16 protein-coding genes are annotated in these 23,178 nt (G+C 41.1%); 1 reads left to right on the top strand and 15 read right to left on the bottom strand.

Features of this window, described 5'->3' with window-relative positions:
* Position 1: 1 nt before the first annotated feature.
* From BUA53_RS11150 to BUA53_RS11105, 11 genes are read right to left on the bottom strand one after another with little or no spacing between them, the layout of a single operon-like run.
* Complete coding sequence (locus tag BUA53_RS11150) at positions 2-811, bottom strand: carboxylesterase family protein (RefSeq protein WP_217652983.1); 810 nt, start codon at positions 809-811, stop codon at positions 2-4.
* Entirely contained in the window at positions 808-1,224 is a 417-nt protein-coding gene (locus BUA53_RS11145; RefSeq protein ID WP_072835466.1) for a DoxX family protein, read from the bottom strand. Before BUA53_RS11145 ends, BUA53_RS11150 begins: the two co-directional genes overlap by 4 nt.
* 16 nt (positions 1,225-1,240) lie before the next feature.
* Entirely contained in the window at positions 1,241-2,065 is an 825-nt protein-coding gene (locus BUA53_RS11140) for a phytanoyl-CoA dioxygenase family protein (protein ID WP_072835447.1), read from the bottom strand.
* Positions 2,066-2,123: 58 nt separating this feature from the next.
* The gene (locus BUA53_RS21445; RefSeq protein WP_217652982.1) at positions 2,124-2,675 is read right to left on the bottom strand and encodes a Gfo/Idh/MocA family oxidoreductase; all 552 of its coding nucleotides are present in this window, start codon (positions 2,673-2,675) and stop codon (positions 2,124-2,126) included.
* Positions 2,639-3,274: a Gfo/Idh/MocA family protein gene (locus BUA53_RS21440; RefSeq protein WP_217652981.1), complete on the bottom strand. Its 636-nt coding sequence runs from the start codon at positions 3,272-3,274 to the stop codon at positions 2,639-2,641. The genes BUA53_RS21445 and BUA53_RS21440 overlap by 37 nt, the downstream gene beginning before the upstream one ends.
* Before the next feature lie 37 nt (positions 3,275-3,311).
* Complete coding sequence (locus BUA53_RS11130) at positions 3,312-4,757, bottom strand: glucoamylase family protein (RefSeq protein ID WP_072835446.1); 1,446 nt, start codon at positions 4,755-4,757, stop codon at positions 3,312-3,314.
* A gap of 4 nt (positions 4,758-4,761) precedes the next feature.
* Positions 4,762-6,057, bottom strand: a complete 1,296-nt coding sequence (locus tag BUA53_RS11125) for an alkaline phosphatase family protein (protein ID WP_084079996.1) — start codon at positions 6,055-6,057, stop codon at positions 4,762-4,764.
* Positions 6,058-6,080: 23 nt separating this feature from the next.
* Positions 6,081-8,237, bottom strand: coding sequence for a glucoamylase family protein (locus BUA53_RS11120; RefSeq protein ID WP_072835445.1), 2,157 nt, complete (start codon positions 8,235-8,237; stop codon positions 6,081-6,083).
* A 6-nt stretch (positions 8,238-8,243) separates the two neighbouring features.
* Positions 8,244-9,581 (bottom strand): glucoamylase family protein, encoded by a 1,338-nt coding sequence (locus BUA53_RS11115; protein ID WP_072835444.1) that lies wholly within the window; start codon positions 9,579-9,581, stop codon positions 8,244-8,246.
* 20 nt (positions 9,582-9,601) lie between these two features.
* A complete protein-coding gene (locus tag BUA53_RS11110; RefSeq protein WP_072835443.1) occupies positions 9,602-11,263 on the bottom strand; it encodes a glucoamylase family protein in 1,662 nt (553 codons plus the stop codon).
* A gap of 10 nt (positions 11,264-11,273) precedes the next feature.
* Positions 11,274-14,570, bottom strand: coding sequence for a VCBS repeat-containing protein (locus BUA53_RS11105; RefSeq protein ID WP_072835442.1), 3,297 nt, complete (start codon positions 14,568-14,570; stop codon positions 11,274-11,276).
* 122 nt (positions 14,571-14,692) lie between these two features.
* Here BUA53_RS11105 and BUA53_RS11100 point away from each other — a divergent pair, with 122 nt between their 5' ends.
* Positions 14,693-15,964, top strand: a complete 1,272-nt coding sequence (locus BUA53_RS11100) for a multiheme c-type cytochrome (RefSeq protein ID WP_072835441.1) — start codon at positions 14,693-14,695, stop codon at positions 15,962-15,964.
* A gap of 87 nt (positions 15,965-16,051) precedes the next feature.
* Here the strand turns inward: BUA53_RS11100 and BUA53_RS11095 are convergent, their stop codons facing one another.
* The 4 genes from BUA53_RS11095 to BUA53_RS11080 all read right to left on the bottom strand — a co-directional run bounded on the left by BUA53_RS11095 (position 16,052) and on the right by BUA53_RS11080 (position 23,157).
* Positions 16,052-16,879 (bottom strand): LamG domain-containing protein, encoded by an 828-nt coding sequence (locus BUA53_RS11095; RefSeq protein WP_175546063.1) that lies wholly within the window; start codon positions 16,877-16,879, stop codon positions 16,052-16,054.
* Between the two features lie 74 nt (positions 16,880-16,953).
* Positions 16,954-18,534, bottom strand: coding sequence for a RagB/SusD family nutrient uptake outer membrane protein (locus BUA53_RS11090; protein WP_072835439.1), 1,581 nt, complete (start codon positions 18,532-18,534; stop codon positions 16,954-16,956).
* An 18-nt stretch (positions 18,535-18,552) separates the two neighbouring features.
* Positions 18,553-21,912, bottom strand: a complete 3,360-nt coding sequence (locus BUA53_RS11085) for a SusC/RagA family TonB-linked outer membrane protein (RefSeq protein WP_217652980.1) — start codon at positions 21,910-21,912, stop codon at positions 18,553-18,555.
* Positions 21,913-22,068: 156 nt separating this feature from the next.
* Entirely contained in the window at positions 22,069-23,157 is a 1,089-nt protein-coding gene (locus BUA53_RS11080; protein WP_072835438.1) for a FecR family protein, read from the bottom strand.
* Positions 23,158-23,178: the final 21 nt, after the last annotated feature.

Here is a 23,178-nt window from a genome sequence, read left to right as displayed (position 1 = left end):
CTTATTTATGATGAGAGAAAAGCCAGGGCAACAATTCTTTTTCTGCTAAGGCCGAGTCCCAGCTATTGTGATTGGCATCGGGGTACAAAGTTAACCTTACCTCAGCACCAGCCGCTTTTAATGCTGCTGCCATGATCTTACTGTGAACCGGGTCTACAACATTGTCTTTTAAACCATGAAAGATCCACCATGCAGTATTCTTCATTTCACTTGCACTGGAGGCATTGGCACCTCCGCAAATGGCAAAAGCTGCTGCGAAAAGTTTTGGTTTTCTTCTTACCAGTTCAAAAGTTCCCATGCCACCCATGGATAATCCACCCACATACAGCTTGCTTTCATCCAGGCGATATTCTTTAGAAAGTTGCTTTATTAAGCCCAATAATAAGGTCATGGCTTTTGTAGGCTCCCCATCTTCCTGGAAATTAAAAAACCGTGTTTTTTGTATGGTGTCTGAAATGATGTTTACATTACTCCAATAGCTGTTCCTGCTGCACTGAGGAAATACCACTATAGCCTTGTACTGGTTCCTGATGGAATCTCTTAAAAAAAACTCCCCGCCATGGATCAACTGTGACTTATTATCATTTCCCCTTTCTCCTGAACCATGAAGGAATAAGATCAAAGGATACTTAATGGACGGGTTATAATCAACAGGCAATAACACCCTGTAGGGCATGGTGTCTTTTTTGTCAATATAATACTGGTGTTTATATAAGGAAGTGTCCTGGGCCATCACACTAAAAGGTAAGAAAAACAGGATGTATAAAAAGAACCTTAGCTGTATATGCATTCTTACCGGTTTTGCGTTCATGCTGCCTGTTTTTTGTTATAGAGCAAATGATCTAAGCTATACTTTCCCGGCCCTATGAAAAAGAATACCAGGGCCAGTAATACAAACATAAAGGGATGTTGATCTTCGTACCAAATTTTTCCTGTGCCTACAAAGAAGGTGATATAGAACATGGTAACAGCAATAAGCAATGAGGCCACTCTTGTCCATAATCCTGCAGATAGCAATAATCCACCGGCTAACTCTGCGCTCTTTCCCACATAGATCCTGCTAACTGCAGTGGCATCTTTAAATTGATCCCATTGCAGGTAGGTATTCATTTTCTCATCATCAAATACTTCCCATCCATGGTATACCATAAATGCGCCAACAAACACCCTTATAAAGGCAAGACCGTAATGTGGCCAGATGGGCGAAGTGGAAAATAAGTTCATATTGTATGGAGCCATTTTATTTCAATGCCTCGTCTTTTTCCTTATCAAGGAAATTTGTACTTACCATAGCGGCACTGTGGTTTTCCATCATAGCTTCGTCTTCCACTACCTGGAGGGGTATTGTACTTGATTGGGAAGGCTCATTATAAGGCACATTACTGCTCCTGTTATACACACTTATCAGTGACCAGCGTGGCTTCTCTGAAAGATTGGCTTCCGACCTGTGCAGCAGGTTGCTGTGAAAGAACAGTGCATCTCCCGGAGACAACTCAACGTATACATGTTCCATTGTTTTCAGTGCAAGGTCAACATAATGTTGCGAAGCACCCACCTGTTCTCCTGCAAAACCATGTTCTAACCGACCCATTTTATGAGATCCCTTTATAACCTGCAGGCATCCATTTGCCTTGTTGGCTTCTGTGATGGCGATCATCACCGACATCATTTGGTCGGGAAATAAAAACTCGTTCTTATACCAGTATCCATAGTCCTGGTGCCATTCCCAGGCGCCACCAACGCGTGGTTCCTTTTGCATCAGTTTAGAGTGAAAATGACAAACTGCAGCATTACCATCCAGTAGCTTATCTACAGATTCAACCATTTTCCTGCTCCTGGTAAGCAAGCCATAAGCATCGTCACCCGGGGTGTACCATAAGGTTAGTTTAGTTTTTTTTCCTGACTGGTCATTTAAGTCAAAGGCATGCTGCCGCATGGTTTCGTCACCGGTTGCGATCTTATACAATTTATTGGCTTCATCGGCAGCAAGGAAACTCTTGATAATTACATAACCATCACGATGGTAATCACTGATCTGCCGGCTGGAGAGTTGAAAAGTTGACATAGCTGGTGTTTTAAGGGTTTATAAAATTAATCCTTATTGGTTGATCGAAAATGATTGGTTAAACCATTGGCCATGGAAACCTGCTTTTTAATTTTATTTTCATGCCTGTGTCAGATGATTTCCTGGCTGCTTCAATTATTTCCAATACATGTAAAGCATGTTCTACATTGATACGTGGTTCTTTTCCCGTTACAATACTTTCTCCGGTTACCCTTGCGCCTTCCTGCCATTCATATCCGCCTTTTTCTGTTTCCAGCAATTGCGGCGGTTCTGTTTCTGAATTGTCAAGAACAACACCATTTGTTTCCCAATCATAACCTATCAGCCGCATATTCCCTTTGTTCCCAAAAATCTGTATTGAATGCAGTTTCTGATCTTTAGCCTCATGACCGTGTGTGTCAAAAAAATTGAACCCACACATGACATGACTAATCACTCCTTTATCATGTTCTAAAAGAAGATGTGCATTATCCTCTGCTTCTACTTTTATTTTTCCTTTGTCATCCACAGTTCTCTCGGGTGTAATAATGCTTGTCATGGCCATTACAGCCTTAGCAGGCCCCAGCAACCCTGTTAGGGTGGCCATATTATACACACCAAGGTCTGGCATGCTGCCACCACCTTTTTCGTAAAAGAAAGCCGACCACCCGGGGCATGGGCACTTGCCAGGCGTCCTAATTTACCTGCTTGTATAGTCTTGCTCATAAATGCAAACTGCGGGCTGTTTACTACAGCCGGGGCACCCCAAATGTGTAGTTTTTTGGCTTTCGCCAGGTCAAGCAATGCCTTGCCTTCGGCATAAGTATTGGCCATGGGTTTTTCACTCCACACATGCCTCCCTGCCTGCAATGCCTTTTTATTCAGGTCTCCATGAACCTGCATATCAGTTAGTGTAACCATCATGTCAAAAGGCACACCTTTTAACATGGCGTCAATATGAGGGTAGGTGGCTGCATTCACCTTGTATTGCTTGTTCTGGGCAAGAGCACGATCATATTTGATATCACAAAGGCCGACTACTTCAATCATTGAGGAGGAAAGTAATTGTGGCAGGTACCTGTTACTTACACTTCCACAGCCTATTACCGCAACCTTGATCTTTTTGGCGTTCGTTGCCACAGCCCAGCTTTCCAGGGAAGATACCAACAGCCCCGCACCAGCAAGGGCGGTCATTTTTAAAAACCTTTCCCTTGAAATTTTATCATGCATACGAAATAAGTTTAGTGTTGTAAAATAAGTTCAGCCACTATTTTTCTTTAAACCATTTACTGGTAAAGCCCAATTTTTTTAAACCATTCTGGATATCAGGTATTTGCATGAAAAGCTTCCAAATCAATCCAGTCCTGTAATTCTCAAGCATCACTACGATTGGCCCCTGGTCAATGGCCAGGTGGCTTTTTGCATACCAGTTATGATGAATGCTGAAACCATCAACAAAACCATATTTGCTCCAGATCTTATTGCCAAGCCCATAATAGAAATACCGTAATGCGTGCATGCTTTCCTTTGGTGTATAGGGCATTGAGGAAATGGCTGCTGTAGGTTGAATCACTCCGAGATCATTTTCCGGGCTATGGGCTACATAGCCTTTATAACTATCACCTGCCGTTAATCCCCAGCAGGTTTCACTATAACCTTTATACTTTTTGGGGTTTTCAATACAATAAGCCCTGTTGATGAGGGTGTGGTTTTTTCCCTGCATAAAATAGTCATTACCCAGGGAGTCTGTTAGTCCATTTGGGTCAATACCCTGGAAGGTGTATTGTTCAAAGAATAATGGTCCGCCCTTGTCCTTATCATAATTTCCCAGGGGGAGTTTGAATCCATAATATTCCTTTCCGTTTTTAAAGCCAGGACTTCCTACCCAGGATCCGTTGTATACATCTTTAGAAATGGAATGGTTAGGTGAAGAAGCCGACATGATATATGTGATCAGGCATTCATTCCATCCCCACACAGGAAAGTTCATGTCGAAATCGTTATTAGGGCTCCAGTGCCAATACAACTTATTTTCTCCTTTTGTATGCCAGTTCCAATTGGCGGCACCCCACATCTGGTTGATGCGGTTACGTAAATACACTTCCCTTGGATCACTACTATTAAAGTATTCTCTCGCACACAAAAACCCCATGAGCAGATAGGAGGTTTCAACAATGTCAGCCCCATCATCCAGCCTGTCAAAGGGAATGGTCTTTCCCGTTCTTCCATTCATAAAATGCGGGTAGATACCATGGTAACAATCAGCCTTGATGAGGAAGTCAGCAATTTTTATCAATCGTCTCACAGCGGTATCACGCCCTATCCAGCCCCGGCTAACAGCTACCACTGTACTCATGATACCAAACCCTGTTCCGCCTATAGCTCCAGCGTCAGGGCCAAAAGGTGTTTTACTGAAATTGGGTTCTCCCCAGGCTTCATTAATATAGTCCCAGTAATGTTCAGCCAGAACCGTATTGCTTCTTTCAAGCGCCAGCCCGCTCACCGGGTGAGCCCCATGCCAGAAATACCTGAATGTTTGCTTTTGTACTACTTCCAGTAATTGGTCGTCATTCAATCCTTTAATGATCCCCACAGGTGCAATGGAATCAGGATAGGTGCGTCCACCTGCCTGTTTGGTTTTTTGCGCATAGAGAGATGTGCTAAAACATAAAACAGCGATGCTTAAAAAGGTGATGTGAAACTTACTCTTCATTGCTTCATTTTTTATTAATCACTATCCATCGGTTCAACATGTTAAAAGGCATTTCAATGACTATTTTATAAAAACTGGAAGGGGTATTCTTTACGTCAACTATTGCCTTTTGTGCACCTACAGGTATGGTTGCCACCAGTTGGTATTTATCTCTGCCACCTGTCTTAAAGGAATTCGTGGTGGCCAGCCAAATCTTTGCTTTCCCTCTTCTGTCAATTGCCTTCCAGCTAACCCTGATCTTATCTTTGATGAGGATAGCCCTGGCATTGGTTGCCGATATTTTACCTGTCAAGGGAATACCATCTACTTCCATTAACTGTTCATGGGGTATGTTGATCTGTAAGAACCTAGCTAAAGACGGCATGATATCTACAATAGCTGGTTGTTCTTTTGTAAACCTTTTATTCAAACCCTTTGCATTGGTAACGATCCATGTAGTTCTTTCTCTTGGACTCTGCCCTCCATGATTGTAACCAATTGAATCCCTTCCATGATCAGTGGTAATATAAAGTTCCCAATCTTCTTTGAAATTTTGCTGGCGATATTGAATAGCCTGCCATATTCTATGGACCTGCTTATCAAGCATCAGAACGGCATTGTCCAGGTATTTGCTATTTCCATGTCGGTGGCCCATTTCGTCCGTATATTCAAGGTATACCCATGTCAGGTCAGGGGCCTTTTCTTTAATGTTGGAAACAGTACTATCTGTAACCGCTTCATCTATAAGGTGGTAGAAATAGCCTGCGGTATCATGGGTATATTTGACAGTATCTAACTCTAATCCATCCACATGAAAATCGGGTTCCAGGTTATCTGCTTCTTTCACTTTACTTCCCACTAATTTGGTCCTGTTGTCAAGCCATGTAGAGAAAACAGCGGTCTTCTTTTGGGGATATTGATTTTTTAATAGCCTGAAAATATTCCAGTAGGCGTAATTGGGTGATTTGATATCGTTATTCCATACATTGTGTTTATTAACCCAGGTGCCAGTAAGCAAGCTATTGTAACCCACTGCTGAAATGGTGGGTGTTTGGGAATAACCTCCTTTCTCTCCACCTACGTAGGCACGGGTGTAGCCTCCCTGCCTGCTAATTTCATCCAGTGCAGGTGTAGGTAATTTTTCAATCACATCAGCAGGTATTCCATCGGCAATAATGAAGATTGCCTTATGTGCCTTTTGAGCAAATAATTGAGTAGAAAAAGCTAGCAATAGTGCCAGGTGAAAAATGGCTGGTATTTTTTGTGAATTGTATTTCTTAATCAAAGCAAACACGTATAAAAAGGAGATATACTTAGGCATTATTCAATCAATTAGATAATCGGCTAGTTTCTTTCAGCAGTTTCTTTATTCAATCTCTTTAAACCATTTTGCACATCCTTATCACTCATGAAAAGCTTCCAGAGCAAACCGGTACGGTAATTTTCCATCATTACTACTATAGGTGCCTGGTTCAAACCCATATAGATATCTGAACACCAGTTTTCATTGAGATCAAAGGCATCACGAAAACCATACTCCCCCCAAAGAAATTTGCCATAGTTGTAATAGTAATTCTTCAAGGCACTCATTGATTCCCGTGGAGTATAAGGAAATGAAGCCAATGCACCCGTGGGTGCTATCTTGCCCAGGTCACGATTGAATACCGGCTCATCCGCTGAATAATGGAAAGGGCCGTCACTGGCTGTCAGGCCCCAGCAGCTATCACCATATCCTTTGTAATGGTGCGGATTAGTTATGCAATAATTCAGGTTGATCTGAGCAATGTGCTGGTTATTGGTGAAGTAATTGGTGTATTTGTCTGTCAACTGGTGAGGATCGTAGCCCAGATAAGAATAATGGGTAAAAAATAAGGGGCCTCCATTGGAAACGCCAACATCCAGCTTAATGCCGAAATAACTGTTACCATTAGTGTACATTGAACCTTCTCTTGTACCTCCCCAGGCGCTTCGGTATTGTTGTCCAGTGCTATCCTGGTTGGCCCATCCTGAGTAATATAGACTAGCAGGTACAGGGTGGCCAGGAGAGGCTATAGCTAACAGGTAAGTTACCATGGTCTCATTCCATCCTATCAGCCGGTGATTGATTACCCATGCCTGGTCCGGCGACCAGTGCCAGTACAGGAATTTACTGTCCGGGAACCTCCTGTACCAGTCCCATTCAATTCTTTCCCAGATGGAGGTAATGCCTTTTCTTATTTGTTCTTCATCCTTATTACTTTCTTTAAAATAAGCCCTCGCAGCTATCAACCCTTGTAATAGGAATGATGTCTCAACCAGGTCTCCACCGTTATCCCGTTTGCCAAAAAAAGGTTCTACTTTACCTGTGTTCCCAGCAATGAAATGTGGAAAAGCCCCATGAAATGTATCTGCTTTTTCAAGAAAGCTCACGATCTTTTTAAAACGGTCTACCAATTGTTGCCTGGTTATAAATTTCCGTTCTGCACCCACTAACAATGCCATAATTCCGAAACCGGAGGCACCTGTCGCGATCATGGATTGCCAGCCAGGAATATTTTCCCTTGCCATACCACTATTTGATTCAGCTCCTTCCCAATAATACCTGAAACAGGCTTCCTGAACCATATCCATTAATTGTTCATCATTCATAGACCTTGTTCTAGCTTTTACTTGTTTGGATAGAGCCGTTTCCTGGTAGTTTGAATTCAGGAAGGAGATCTTATACAGGTACGACCTTCCTGTTTCCCCAACAAAATCTGAATACCTATGGATAGACATTGCTTGTATGCCAACTGGTTTAAAAGGGTTTCCGTTTTCAGATCTATAGATCTTCACATATTTGATATTGGTATCAGTTACAGGCTTCCAATTAATATCAATATGTCTTGCATATCTATTTATTGTTAGTATAACAGGTCTTTCTTTTACAGTTTTTGTCTTTATTGAGCCGGTCAACTCTATATCGTCTACAAAAATGCGCTGGATTGTTTCACTGGTGCCCTGTTGTGAAAAAACGATCCCGATGATTTCCCTGGGATCTTTAAATTCCCTTTTATCAAATTCAGCCAGGGGAATGTTTATTGTTTCCCATTTGCCCGAATTCTTTATCGTTATAGCATTTTTTTTTGTCAGGCTACTGTCTCGTAACAAAAGCTGTACGTAGGGAAGATTACTGCGGGATATAACTGTAGAAGCTAAAAGGTGGAAAGAAAGAAAGTGTGAAGGAATAAAATGATCCTGGCCTCTGAATGCTGGTTTATAGATGAAAGCCATCCAGTTACCTTTTGCACTGTTTTTATATTCCAATAAAAGAGAATTGCCGGGGGTAAAAAAATTACTATCGTGGACAGGCAATCTATCCTTTTCACTTTTTATATAAGAGGATCCTTCTATTACTACCTTACTATAAAAATAATTGCCCTCCATGCGGCTATTGACAAAGAACTGGTAGGTATATGGCAGTTCCTGGGCCTTGCAGGCAATAGTAAACAGCAAGCAAATTATTACCGGAAGTGTTCTCAATGAATTCTATTTAGGTTCAGGTAATGGTTTTATATGTGGACTTTCAAATCCTAGTTTTTGCAGACCGTGTTGTACTTCCGGGCAACTCATGAATAACTTCCAAAGTAATCCTGTCCTGTAATTTTCAATCATCGAAATAATGGGTCCCTGGTCAATAGCAAGGTAAGATTTGGCATACCAGTTCTTTGATTCACTAAAGGCATCAATAAACCCGTAATCACTCCATATTTTATCTCCAAGATCATTGTAAAAATGTTTCAATGCCTGCATAGAATATTGTGGTGTATAGGGAAATGCAGATAGTGCCGCAGTAGGTGAAATCACGCCCAGGTCTTCCGTGGGTGAATGCGCTGCATAGCCTACCCAGCTATCACTTGCTGTCAGTCCCCAGCAATTCTCCCCAAAGCCTTTCCATTTTTTCGGATTATCGATGCAATAAGCCCTGTTGATAAGGGTGTGTGCTTTATTCTGTTCCCAATAATCTGCGTACCGGTCTTTCAGTCCACGGGGGTCAAGACCGAGGAATGAATATTGGCTAAAGAACAATGGTCCGCCATAATCAAACCCTAGTGGTAATTGAATATTATAAAAGGATTTACCATTTTTAAAAAAGTTGCTTTGAGCCCATCCTCTATGGTAAACTGCACTGGACACAGGATAGTGTTCACCAGATGCTGCTAATACATACACGATCAGGCATTCATTAAAACCACGAATGGGGAAGTTCATGGCCCAGCCATTATTGGGACTCCAGTGCCAGTATAACACTTCTTCGCCTCCTTTAGTGAACCAGTTCCATTCTATATCATTCCACAGCCAATTGATCCGGTTGCGCAGATCTCTTTCAACCTGGTTATCTGCTGTAAAATATTGCCTGGCACACAACAGGCCCTGGAACAGGTATGAACTCTCTACAAGATCTGCCCCGTCATCTTTCCGACTGAAAGGAATAGTTTGCCCTGTTGCTCCGTTCATCCAATGGGGGAATACGCCATGGTAAGAATTGGCCTTACTTAAAAAACTGACAAGCTTCAATAAAAACCTGGCGGCTGTGTCTCTTTTGATCCATCCTCTTTCTGCAGCTACTATGACGGACATGACGCCAAAACCACTACCACCTGTTGTAACCACTTCGTTGCCGTACTCATAAGCCACATTGCTCCTTTCCCTGGCTAATCCACTTATGGGATGTGCAAAATCCCAGAAGTATTTAAACGTTTGTTTTTGTACTAATTCCAGTAAGGCCGTATCTGAAAGGTTCTTTGGTCTTTGAAGTGGAACAGGATTCTGCGCACTCAAATAAAAAGGCAGTATGGCAAAGAAGGTGAAGAGTATTTTATTCATTTAGCAGGCAGTAAAAAATATTATAAATAAGGAGCTGTAAAACCAAGTGATTTCATACCGGTTTTAACTTCCGGGCAACTCGTAAATAAATTCCAAAGTAATCCAGTTCTGTAATTTTCAATCATAACAATGATTGGTCCCTGGTCGATGGCCAGGTATGAATTGGCAAACCATCCATCCTTCAGGCTAAAAGCATCATAAAAACCATAAGGACCCCATAGCTTGTCGCCTAGCTTATAATAAAAGAATTTTAAAGCTTTCATAGATTCTGTTGGAGTGTAGGGAAAAGATGATAATGCAGCCGTAGGCGCTATGACACCTACATCATTGGTAGGAGAGCTGGCAGTATATCCATTTTGTATGTCGCTTGCCGTAAGTCCCCAGCACTGATCACTGTACCCGTAATACCCGTTTGGGTTCGATTTGCAATATTCGTAATTGATTTTTGTATGATTAACTACCTGTGTGTGATAATCTGCATAGGCATCTGTAAGGTTATTTGGATTAATTCCCAGGAAAGAGTAATGGCTGAAAAATAATGGTCCTCCCTTTTCAGGTCCCAGGGGCAGCACATAGCCATAATAGCTTTGTCCATTTTTCATACCTCCATTTTGTGCCCATCCATTATCATAAACTATTTTGGGAATTGAATAAGTGGGTGAAGAAGCTGCCAGCACATAGGTTATCAGGCATTCATTCCATCCTTTTATTGGCATATTCATGTCCCAGCTGTAATTCTCACTGTAATGCCAATACAAAGTGTTTTCATTGTTTCGGCGAAACCAGTTCCATTCCACACCATTCCATAAGGCATTTATATCCGTTCTTAATGTTGTTTCATTGGCGTCATTGCCATTAAAATATTGTCTTGCGCATAAGAGTCCCTGCATGAGGTAGGATGTTTCAACAAGGTCAGCGCCATCATCTTTCTGGCTAAAGGGTACTATTGCACCTGTGGCCCCATTTAACCAATGGGGGAATGCCCCATGTACTTTCCGGGCAGTATTTTTTAAAAAACTAACCATGGTTTGCAATCTGTCCAATCCCTGTGCCCTGGTAATAAAGCCCCTGTTTACCCCCGTTACAATTGCCATGATACCGAACCCCGAGCCTCCTGATGTAACAATATCTCCTGAAGTATTTCTTTCCCTTGCTAATCCACTTACAGGATGACCAAAATCCCAGAAGTATTTGAAGGTCTGTTTCTGTACCAATTCTATCAAGGCAGAATCACTGATCTGTGCAAACTTGTCAGAAGAATCAATCGTTGTCATGAAGTTGATCTCAGTAGCCGCATTAAGATTTCCTCCACTGGCAGATTTTAATCCCTTTGATACACTTATCCTGTATTTTGTTAATGGAACTAACGGTGCTGTAGGTTTTATTGCAAGGGTATTGTCAGCATTACTATAAACAACATCATATGGCACGTTGGTGCCGGAAGTCTGGTTAAAAGATATGTTACCTGAAACCGTGCTTTTATCAATGGCAGTCGAGAAATTTAATTTCACTTCGGGTGTTCTGCTTGCAATATTGCCTGTCCATCCATCTACTGACCAGGATTTCAAAGAAAAACTGGATGGAGTAGGAGTTGGCTGTGGTTCCGGGGTTGATGATTTACTGCATTGGGTGAATGTAACTACGGAAAGTATAAAGATGCAGGTATAAAATAGTTGTTTCATTGTATTCTGATCATTTCGGGGTGGTCAAACTATAAAATTTTAATGGACTATTATTTCCGGCTACTACAAGCACAGGTCCAGCACCAGTCTTTATCCATTTAATATCTCTTACCTGCTCTTTTAAGCCAGATATATTTGGGTCATTGAAATAGTGAACCTGTTGCTTATTGATACTAAATAAGGCAAGTGCCTGGGCATCATAACGTCCCTCATAGGGAATAACATCAAAAAAGTTGCCACCGGCCAGGTATCCACTTATATTATTTGGAAGACCTATCTTTTGAAAACTGAAAATAGGGGCCAACTGCAAGTTTGCCTGCAGGTCTTTAACTGTGAAGCCTCCATTACCATCTCCAAAACAAACAGCAGAACCTAGTCTTTCTGCTTCCAGGGGTTTAACTGTTTCCGCAAATCCATAAAACGCATCCTTCATGGGCAGGCCAGCATAATCAGCATATAATAGATAATGTTTCTTTAAAACTGGCAATGCCTTTTCCATTTCGTCCTTGGCAAGAAAAGGATACTCGATTCCATCTTTTGTATAAGATAATAACTGGTCAGTTTGCCCATTCTTATCAAAATCAGCTACGTAAAGTTTTACAGGACTGTTTTTACCATCTTCAAATTTGTTGTTCCATCCCCAATTTCCTGCAAGTATGTCCATTTTCCCATCCCCATTCACATCATCGGCAAAGATATTTTGCCACCATCCCGTTGTATGGGGTATCTCGGTTTTTACAAACTTTCCATGGTTATTTGTGAATACTGTAATAGGCATCCATTCACCAGCGAGTAATAGGTCACTCCATCCATCATGGTTGATATCGGTGAATATGGCTGTTGTTACCATTCCTATATTCAATAAGGGCATGATACCATTGTCAGCTACTTTAAAATTCCCTTTGCCATCGTTAAGGAGAAGTTCCGAAGTTTGGGGAATGCCATATGCTTTTGCATTGGCCAGGTTCCCAACAAACAGATCCATATCACCATCATGGTCTATGTCTGCCGCACTCACACAGGATTTATTCTGAAACAAATCCGGTAATGCATTTGCTGTCCTTGCAAAGTGGCCCTTGCCATCATTAATATATAAGCGGTCCAGCAGGGCAGGGTCATTGCCTGTATATTCATTTCCCCCACTTACTACGTAGAGGTCAGGCTTTTTATCGCCATTGGCATCAAAGAAGATCGCATCTACATCTTCACTTGCTGCATCTTGTTTAAAAACAGCCGTATCACTTGTAATGAAAGATCCACCCGGTTTTTGCAGCAACAATGTCCCGGGTTGTCCTTTTGCCCCGCAGGCATACATATCATCAAGGCCATCGCCATTCACATCTGCCACAGCTATCTTAGGACCGCGGGTTGATTCTGCATGGGGAATAAGGTATTGAACATTGTAGTCTTCAAAATCATTCTCCTTATGTTGCCAGTTTGTAACCAGGCTGGTTATAGGAAATAAATAAGATGGCGGGGGAGGAAAAAAGCGGTTGTAGTCAAAATGACCCGCTGCTTCTTTTTGTTGTATATGCAATATTTGATTAGTCTTAAGATTTTTTAATACCTGCCATTTCTGATCAGGCCAGACTATTAATAAACTGTCTACCCTGGCTGCAGAATCAAGTCCGAAATGCAACCTCGTATCTGAACTTGATTGAAAACCCCTTGTTGCCATTACTTGCTGGTATTGCATTTTGCCATTGACAAAAACATAAGCTTTGGTGCCCAGTCCCATTCTGTTAAGGCCATCCCCCTGCAATGCTAGTGTTATGTAGTTTTTGCGTGGCGCATTATTTTTTAAAATCACTGCAGGTGCATCAATACAGTTTATTACAAGGTCAAGATTGCCATCATTATCAAGATCAGCATAAGAACTACCATTATAATAACCTTTCATTTTACCAGTTCCCCAGTCATCACTGACATCCTTAAAATAATTTTGCCCATCTCCCTTAAATAAAAAAGGATGAGAACTCCCATCAGGCATTTTTTCCAATGCCATATCATCATATTTGTCAGAAGTATTCAATGCTTTATGCATGTACAGGTTAGAAACGAATTTCACGTAATCCAGGTCAACAGGGCGTTTTACAATGCCACTGGAAACAAAAAGATCCTTTGACCCATCATTGTCAAAATCGGCAAATAAAGGACACCAGCTCCAGTCGGTTGCCGAAACACCGCTTAAGAGCGCTGTTTCACTAAAACTTGCACCATTACCATTATTGCGTTGCAGGCAATTCTTTGAATATTGATACTGGTATCCGTTCCTCAGTATCTTCAACTTATAGATATCTGCATTTTCATCGCTTCCATAGGTCTTTAAAACTTTTTCATCCTTTGGCAGCATATCCACTGTTACCAGGTCGGGTTGGCCATCATTGTTATAATCTGCAATATCATTACCCATACTGAACCTGGAGTAATGATTAAAAACCTTTGAACCGCTTTCTGTAAAACTGCCATTGCCGTTATTGACATAGTAATAGTCATTCTCGTGAAAATCATTACCTATATAAATATCATCCCATCCATCATTATTCATATCGGCTATAGCAATACCAAGGCCATAACCCAGGCTGCTCTGGTAAATGCCTGCGCTTGCTGAAACATCTGTAAATTTTCCAGCAGGCGTATTCATGTCGTTTCTATACAGCCTGTCACCGGCATATTTATCGAACTTTCTCCGGTTGATGGTATCAACAATGTTTTGGTTTGGTTGATGCGACTGGTTTAAAATATAACAATCGAGGTCGCCATCATGGTCATAATCAAAGAATGCTGCCTGGGTAGTGAAACCAGAAAAATCAAGACCGTATTTAGCAGCGCTTTCGGTAAATGTTCCATTACCATTATTAATAAATAATTCATTACGTCCTTGTAGTCCATGGTGGTTGGCTACGGCAGAAACATATATATCCAGGTTACCGTCGCCATTTACATCCGCCATGGTTACACCACTGCACCAATCTGAATTACCTGCAACTCCTGCCTTGTCTGTAATATCTTCAAATTGAAAGTTACCTTTGTTGAGATAGAGTTTGTTATGACCTTTACTATTGGCTGTGAAATAAATATCAGGTAATCCGTCATTATTAATGTCCCCTGTAGCAACTCCGCCACCATTGTAATAATACAGGTAATAGAGGATGCTGAACAAGTCACGTTTTTCCAGGTTGTTAGCGAAATGGATATTTGTTTTAGATGCCGAAAGGCTGGTGAATAAACTGCTTTTTTTCTCACAGGAATTAAATAGCAAAACAAAGGCTATACATGATAAAAAAGAGAGGCCTTTTGAAGGCATAGTTTAAATATTTATTCGTCAGGAATTAGCAAATAAATGTTACGAGATAATTTATCAATTGCACCGAAGGCTTTGGAGCTCACGGATTATAACATTAGCTTGTAAATTTACTTAAGTTTATTATGGCAACCTATCCTTTTACATTCAAAAGAATACTGAAATATCCACGTACTGTCACCATAGTTGGTTTAATGGCCATAGGGGTGTTAGTTTTTTCAAAATGCTCAGATAAGAAGGATGAAAACCCAGGAGTAATTGAAAACGCTTCAGGTGAAAGGTTTGCTGGTTCTGCCTCCTGTGCCGGTTGTCATAAAGATATTTTTGATCATCATTTGAAAACGGCTCATTATCTAACTTCCAGGCCTGCTACTGCTGAATATATCAAGGGAAGCTTTGAGGCAGGAAAGAATGCCTATTTTTTTAATGCCAGCGTTGTCGTGGAAATGGAAAAAAGATCTAATGGGTTTTACCAGGTGGAATATTTTCGAGACCAGCAGAAGAAGGCCAAACGCTTTGACATTGTGGTTGGTTCGGGCACTATGGGCCAGAGCTATCTTTATTGGTCAGACCATAAATTGTTTCAATTACCCATAACTTATTTCACAGCAGCTGACACATGGTCTAATAGTCCCGGATTTCCCGATAAGGTAGTTTTCAACCGTGTAATTACTTCCCGTTGCCTGGAGTGTCATGCCACTTATGCTAAAACTATCTCAGACCCCGGGATTGAGCCTGAGAGGTTTGATTCAACGAGATTAATACTTGGTGTTGACTGTGAAAAATGCCATGGACCCGCAGCAAAGCATGTGGACTTTCAGTCAGCGCATCCCAATGAAAAGAAAGGACAGTTTATTATCAACCCGGCATCTTTATCGAGACAGCAGAACCTTGATCTATGTGCATCGTGCCATGGAGGCCGCCTTCAAAAAACACAGCCTTCATTTAGCTTTAAGGTGGGAGATAAGCTATCTGATTTTTATATTGTAGATACCACTGCTCCGAAGCCTGAAAATATTGATGTGCATGGAAATCAATACGCGTTGATGCGGGCAAGTAAATGTTTTAGAATGACGCAGACATTGACTTGTAATACTTGTCACAATACTCACCAGCGGGAGAAAGGGCAAACTGCATTGTTTTCACAGAGATGTATGGAATGTCATAACAATGGACATGGTTCTGATTGTAAATTAACCCAAAGCCTGGGTAAAGTAATTACCAGTAATTGTATTGATTGCCACATGCCATTGCAGCCTTCAAAAGCTATTGCTGTAAGATTACAAGGGGAGGAGCAGCCAGTAGCAGCTATGATCCGCTCGCACTATGTTAGTATTTATCCTGATGAAACAAAGAGAATACTTCTTGAATTAAAAAAAGAACCCCGGAAAAAATAATATGATTGAATTAGAAAGAAAGTGGTCATTATAATAATTAAAAGAGGGCTGTATTCACAGCCCTCTTTTAATTTTATTTAAGTCTTATTATTTTTTGTTCGTAAACAAATCTGCAACTTCACTAGCAGAAAGAGCAGTATCATATAACCTGAATTGATCAATCATACCATTAAAATTACCCATCCAGCTATCTGGAGTTTTACCAATAGCATAATGTCCTGCACCACCAATTACTAAACCAGCAGATTTTGAGAAATTAACCTGTCCGCCATTATTTGTAAACTTTCCAAAATCTGCAGGAAGATTAGTGAAAGCTTGTCCATCAATGTACGTAGTAAGTGTTGAGGTAGTTTGATCAAATGTAAATGCTAAATGATGCCACTGACCGTCCAATACATGAGGCATTCTTTTAGCACCTGTAAATTCAAACCACTGATCTAATAAATAGAACTTGGCAGAAGCCAGGTCGGCACTGCTTGGATTTCCGGCATCTTCAAACTCAAGGAACATGTCCTGTTTTGTCCATATATCTGTTGTAGTAGCTAAACCAAAGACGAAAGATGTACCAGCTCCGGCCGGATTGGGACCATTTTTCTTCAGCCAAAAGGCAACAGTAAAACTGGTAGATTTTTTAAAATCATTAGCCGAACCATAGCTTATATAGCCATTATGTGTACCATCCATTGCTTGTCCTTGCACACCCGCTGTATAAGTAATATCTTTTTCAGCACCAAAGTTGGCTCTTGTACTGTCAACTGAAGTGCCATCCATGGCAGCATAAAATTTTAGGGGACCTCCGGGAGGATTTGTATCTTTTGCATAATCTCCTAAAGTAGGTCGGTCCATTTTCTGACATCCCATCACCGCAAAGCTAAAAGCAGCCAGGATCACTGTGCTTCTAACTATTTTATTCATGTAATTCATAATAATTAAAACTTTAATGATTTGAAAAGATAAGTTGCCTTTCCAGGCAACTTATCATTATAAGATTACCATTCTGGATTTTGTGTCAGTACACCACCTGAAAGATCAATTGCTTTTTGCGGAATAGGATAGAACCTCGCCCGATGTGTATATCCAAGTGGTCCAAGCACGGCATCTGCATCACCCCAACGCACCAGGTCGTAGAAGCGGTATCCTTCCATGGCAAACTCCCAACGTCTTTCGTCTTTGATAGCCTGGCGCATTTGCGCCTGGTTAACAAAGTCGATCTTTGGAACTATAGTACGCAAAGGTCCTTTATTACCACTGGCCCTGTTGCGAATCAACTCAAGGTTTTCAGCAGCAGCTGCACCATTTCCTAATTCATTGTCTGCTTCCGCTAACATAAGGATCACATCTGCGTACCGCAAAATTCTGTGGTTGATCCAACGGGCAGCACCACTGGCATTGATGTAACCAGTTGACTGACGAATGGTGGGATCATTTCCTGTATACAATTTCTTATTCCAGTATTTCTGTGCAAGGCCTCCTGTGCCTGCAGGATTGGAATAGGCAGGAACATTAGCTCCAAAGCCTCCCAGGTCACGGCCCCCATCATTTTGACCAGAAAATAAAATTGTTTGTTGTTTCCTGGGATCGTCTGCCGGCCAATCACTAACCAACTTATCTGTTGGCGTATTCCAACCCCAGCCAAGGTTCCATTCAATAGGCGCTCCGTTGCGGCGAACCTGCTGGCTGGTTCCCCAATCAGAACCGAAATCTACAGCAGAATTAGAAGCTGCTCCAGGTCCTACATAAGCCTGCATTTCGAATATGGATTCAGGACCATTTTCTCCTTCAGTTCTCCAGATATCAGAGAAATTAGGCACTAATGAATATTGATTGGAAGCTATTACCTCTGTACAAAGTGCAGCTACTCTCGCCCAATTACTTCGGAACAAATAGGTCTGTGCCCATAAGGTATTGGCCGCCCCTTTAGTTAACCTCCCATCATACCCTGCACCATATTCGGAAGAAGAAACTGGCAGTAAACTTACCGCAGCCTGCAAATTGGAATCTATGAATTCATAGATCCTGGAAGCAGGTGATTTAGGTACAATTCCCTGGGCAGCAGTTTTTACTTTAAAGTTGATCAGCGGTACATCTCCATAGGTCTTTACCAATTCAAAGTAAGAGTAAGCTCTGAAAAAACAGGCTTCACCAATATTTCTTAATGACGCTGCATCTGAAACCTTTAAGGAATCAACTGCTGTATATAGAGCTTCGTTCGCCAGGTTGATCATTGCATAGTGGTCATTCCAATAGGTATTGGGTGCCCAATCATCCTTGGTATATTGGTACGTATCAAATTCAGTGATCACTTCATTGCCATCTGTATTATCACTTCCTTTTTGAGCATCATCACCCCGAATGCTGTGAAAGTCGATCCATGGAAGTAATGAAAAACCTGCAAGTGTTCTGAGGTTCGAATACATCCCTAATACCTGCCCCTCTAAGGCGCCCTGGTTCAAATCTTGTAAGGTCGCCGTAAGCGGCTTACGATCCAGGAACTTTTTACATCCGGCTACTGCTAACAACATCGGAATAGCAGCCAATAAACTCCAGAATATTATTTTATTTTTTTTCATGCAATTAGAATTAGAAATTTAAAAAGTAACATTCAAACCTATAGTTCCTACCATTGGTAAAGCACCACCGGCATTGTCAAAGCCAAAGCCAGTTGCATCACCACCATATTCTGCTGTATATCCATAATTGTGCTTAAAGGTCTTTAAGTTTTGAACGTTGGCATAGATACGTAGGTTAGTCATTTTTAACCTGGATATAGTGCTTCTTCCAAAATTATAACCCAGTTGCACATTTCGAATACGGAAGTAACTACCATCTTCAATATTATAGGTTGATCCGTTATAATTAAAACGATCGGCCTGGCTAACCAATGGAACCCAGTTTGAAGTGCCAGGTCCGTGCCATGCATCTATCTGGAAAGCCGCATAGTTCACACGCTGGAAAGGTGATTCCAATGATCCCCATGTTCTGAAGATCTCGTTTCCATATACTCCATTAACATCGATGCCTAAACTCAAACCTTTGTAGTTGAAATTAATTGAACTTCCATAGGTGAAATCAGGCGTTGGATTTCCGATAACAGTGCGGTCATCGGAAGTTATCTTTCCATCACCATTTACATCTTTGAACTTAAAGTCACCTGGCCTGTAGGCACCCAGGGCACCCGCATTTGGCGATTTTAAAATATCGGCATAGCTCTGGTAAATGCCTTCAACAACATAACCATAGAAGGAACCAATAGGATACCCAGGCAAAGTTCTTGCTTCAGCACTTCCATTATTCTGAAAGCCTCTGATTAATACTCCAGTTGGAATATCTTGTGCAAGGCTAATCACTTTATTCTTTAAGAAGGTAATATTTCCACCAATGGTTATATTGAAGTCTTTGGAAATATTTTGATTCCAGTTGGCACTTAGCTCTTCCCCCCAGTTCCTGATCTTTCCGCCATTTACTAATTCATCTTTTTGACCAATGGTATACCTGCTCACATAGGTCATTAAATTATTAGTTGTTCTTGAGAAATAATTAGCCTCAAAATGAAGACGATTCTGAAATGCGTTTAATTCAAATCCTATTTCTTTCGCACTTACCGTTTCCCATTTCAAGTCAGGATTTGGGATATAAGATGGATCAGCTGCAGCATGCATTACTGTGCCAAAATTAGCTGCAGTACCTGTATTTAATCTGGGATAGAACGGGTAATCTAATGAATTTCCTCCCAAATCCGAAGCCGATTGGTTACCTAGAACGCCTATAGAACCTTTAATCTTCAGAAAGTCGAAGAAACGCTGATCTGCCATAAAGCTTTCCTTGGTCAGGTCCCAGGCGGCGCCAACAGCCCAGAATTGCTGGTGGCGATTCTTTTCAGGAATCCTTGAAGAAGCGTCATCACGGTAGGAAGCATTAAGGAAATACCTGTTCTGGTAATTATACAACACCCTTGCGAGGTAAGAAACGGTGGTATATTCACTTTGACCTGAACTGGAAGAAGTGCTTCCTGAATTCTCAAAACCATTGGTAACATACCAGAACCTTGGATCATTAGGAATTGGTGCAGCATTTTGGTCAGGTTGACTTGAACTCGCATACCTGTTGAAATTTCCAAAATAGTAGGTTGTAAAACCTCCTGTTGCCGTAATTCCATGAGCACCAATATTCTTTTTAAAAGTTAATAAATGGTCCTGCTGGAACTTCCTCCAGTCTTGATTACTTTCATTCACACCGGTAACCTGGCTATACAATTCAACTTCATTAGTACGTGGATTATATCCATAATACCTGGGGTTGTAAGTACGCCTTTCCACGTTACTCATATCAGCATAAAATGTAGACCTCCAGGTAAAATTTTTCAAAAAGTTTACTTCTCCAAAAACACTTCCCACTGTCCGGTATTCAACACCTTTTGTTTTATCCCAGGTGTTTTCAACCTGTAACAATGGATTAATAACTCCGGAGTTTTGCAGACCTACGTCAAGCAAAGAATATAAGTTCTGTGTGATCGTATCTCCACCATAAGGGTTTCTAACCTTGAAAGGTTTTGTACCAGAAGATATCTGCGGCATTACCTTTCGGGCTGCATCCAGTACCCAGGTTGCGTCATAAGGACTATTTTGACGGGAAGCATTTAAGTTTACTCCGATTTTAAAAACATTGCTGATCTTAAACTCATCCCCTAATGAAAGCACCAGGCGGTCCAGTTTTTCATGAACGATCAGTCCTTCATCATATATATAACCTAAACCAAAATTGAATTTATTCCTGTCAGAACCTCCGGAAATGCTCAGGTTACTGTTGCTGAACTTTCCTGTTCTAGTTACTGCATCGATCCAGTTAGTATTGGCATTTAAAGGACCATAATCAAAAGGATCTACCACTCCATTGTTTAAATTTTCCTGGTCAAATAGTGTCTTAAATTGTGCAGCATCTGCCATTTTGATCTTGTCAACCAGCTTCTTGAAACCGTAGTTGGTATTAAAGTTCACTACCACCTGCCCGGCTCTTGCCTTTTTGGTGGTAATGGCAATTACACCTGTTGCACCTCTTACACCAAAGATGGCCAACGAGGAAGGATCTTTCAAAACTTCAATTGATTCAATATCATTAGGATTCAGGTAGTCAATGTTATCCTGTAAAATTCCATCTACGACATACAATGGATGTACCTGCCCAATGCTGATCGTACCTCTAATACGGATATCTGGCGCCTGTCCCGGAGTTCCAGAGTTAACAACCGATAAGCCGGCAACTTTACCCTGTAAAGAAGCAATCGGGTTAGAGTTGGGCTTGTCAGCTACTTCTTTACCTGAGATCTTTACTATAGATCCGGTAAGGTCTCTTTTGCTGGCAGTACCATATCCAATTACAACGATCTCATCCAGGGCGTTTCTTGAAGAACTTAATGAAACATTTATAGTAGTTCTTCCATTGATAGCTTCTTCCACCGCATCATAACCAACATAAGAAAACACAAGGGTCGTGCTGTTATCCGGAACACTAAGTGTATAATTACCTCCTGCATCTGTTGTGGTTCCGATAGTGGTCCCCTTAACAGATATGGAAACGCCAGCTAATCCTTCACCATTCTGGCCGGTAACTTTACCGGATATCCTTATATCCTGAACTTCTATTTTCTGCCCATTAACAGAAGCTTTCAATACTATCAGGTTATTATCCATGATCTGGTAGCCAATACCGATTCCTTCAAATATGCTGTTTAAAACAGCTGGAACTTCAGCATCCTTAACATGCACATCTACTTTCTTATTATTAATAAGCGCCTGGTCATACAAAAAACGGTAGGTCGTTTTCTTTTGTATCTCTGTCAGCACCTTTTTGAGGTCAGCCGACTGAAGATTTAACGTGACCCTGTCCTGGTTAAAACCTGCCGCAGATACCTGCAGGCATATTAACAGCATAAATGCACACATCATTTTCATAATCCGGCCTATGTTTGAAAGGTTGGGATGTTTTAGATAAGTCGTGTGTCTCTTTTTTTTCATACTATGACATTATAAGTTATAAGTTAATTGATGATCTTCTCTCCATTTAGTTCTTTGTTCTTTAAGATGTATTGTCCTTCATAAGCAGTCTGTTTAGCGTGTTATCAGTATAGTATTCTCATTTATAGTATAATTAAAAGGCGTTGCGATGCGCAATGCATCCAGCGCCTGCCGAATATTCTCATTTTCAAATGTTCCACCCAACCTAACCCTGGCAAGTTGTTGGTCTTTTATATCCATCCTGACGTTATACCATTTTTCCATTCTTTTGGCCACTTCTTCAAAACTCTCATCCTGGAAAACCAGTTTATTATCCACCCAGGAAGTTTCAACAATTGTATTGTCAGCTGAATGGGTCAATGAGCTTAAAACAACTTTAGGTTCAGTTGTTTGAGTAAACTGGGGCTTTTTTTCTTCCGGTTCATTAGCGATGACCAGTTTTTCATTAGGCTTTAGTATGAATACTTCTCCGGGTCTTTTATCGTGAGTAATTTCCACCCGGCCCCTGATCAGGCTGGTCTCCGTCTTGCTCTCATCGGGGTATGATCTTACATTGAAAGCAGTGCCTAACACTTTTATATGCAAGCCATTAGCCATAATGGTAAAGGGAATAGTACTTTTCTTTACATCAAAGTATGCTTCACCAGTTAATGTGGTATTTCTGTTGGTAATGCCAAAATGTTCATTGTAGGTAAGTTTGCTCCCTGCATTCAACCATACAACAGAACTATCGGGTAAAATCATTCTTGTTTTGGACCCAAAGCGGGTTGACACCTCACTGAAGGCTTTTTCATCAGCAGGCGTGCCTGAAGGAACAGAAGTATAATGTTGGATCCAAAGCACCAGCGCCAATAAACAAACAGCTGATAATGCCAAAGCCCAGGTTTTTTTATAAGATTTTCGGGTTAATGTTTGTCCGGAGAATGGAATAGGGAGGGGATCAGCATGGTCTAAATCAATTCCATTCTTTTTTAAATTGTCAAGGTGAAGTTCGAAAGCTATTTCTGAGTCATAAGAATTTAATTCGTCAGGCTTTACCTTCCAGATATTCTCAATAAATTCAGTCGAATAATGCCATTCAGGATGAGATTTTATCAGGCTTTCCAGTTCCTGTAATTCTTCAATCCCGGCATCTCCGGCCAGTTTTTTAGCAAGCAAGTTCCAATATCTGTTTTCGGTCATTAGCAGGCAGTGTATGCAATG

The sequence above is a fragment of the Flavisolibacter ginsengisoli DSM 18119 genome, assembly GCF_900129295.1.
GTDB classification, from domain to species: Bacteria; Bacteroidota; Bacteroidia; order Chitinophagales; family Chitinophagaceae; genus Flavisolibacter; species Flavisolibacter ginsengisoli.
This window is presented reverse-complemented; position numbering and strand designations above follow the sequence as displayed.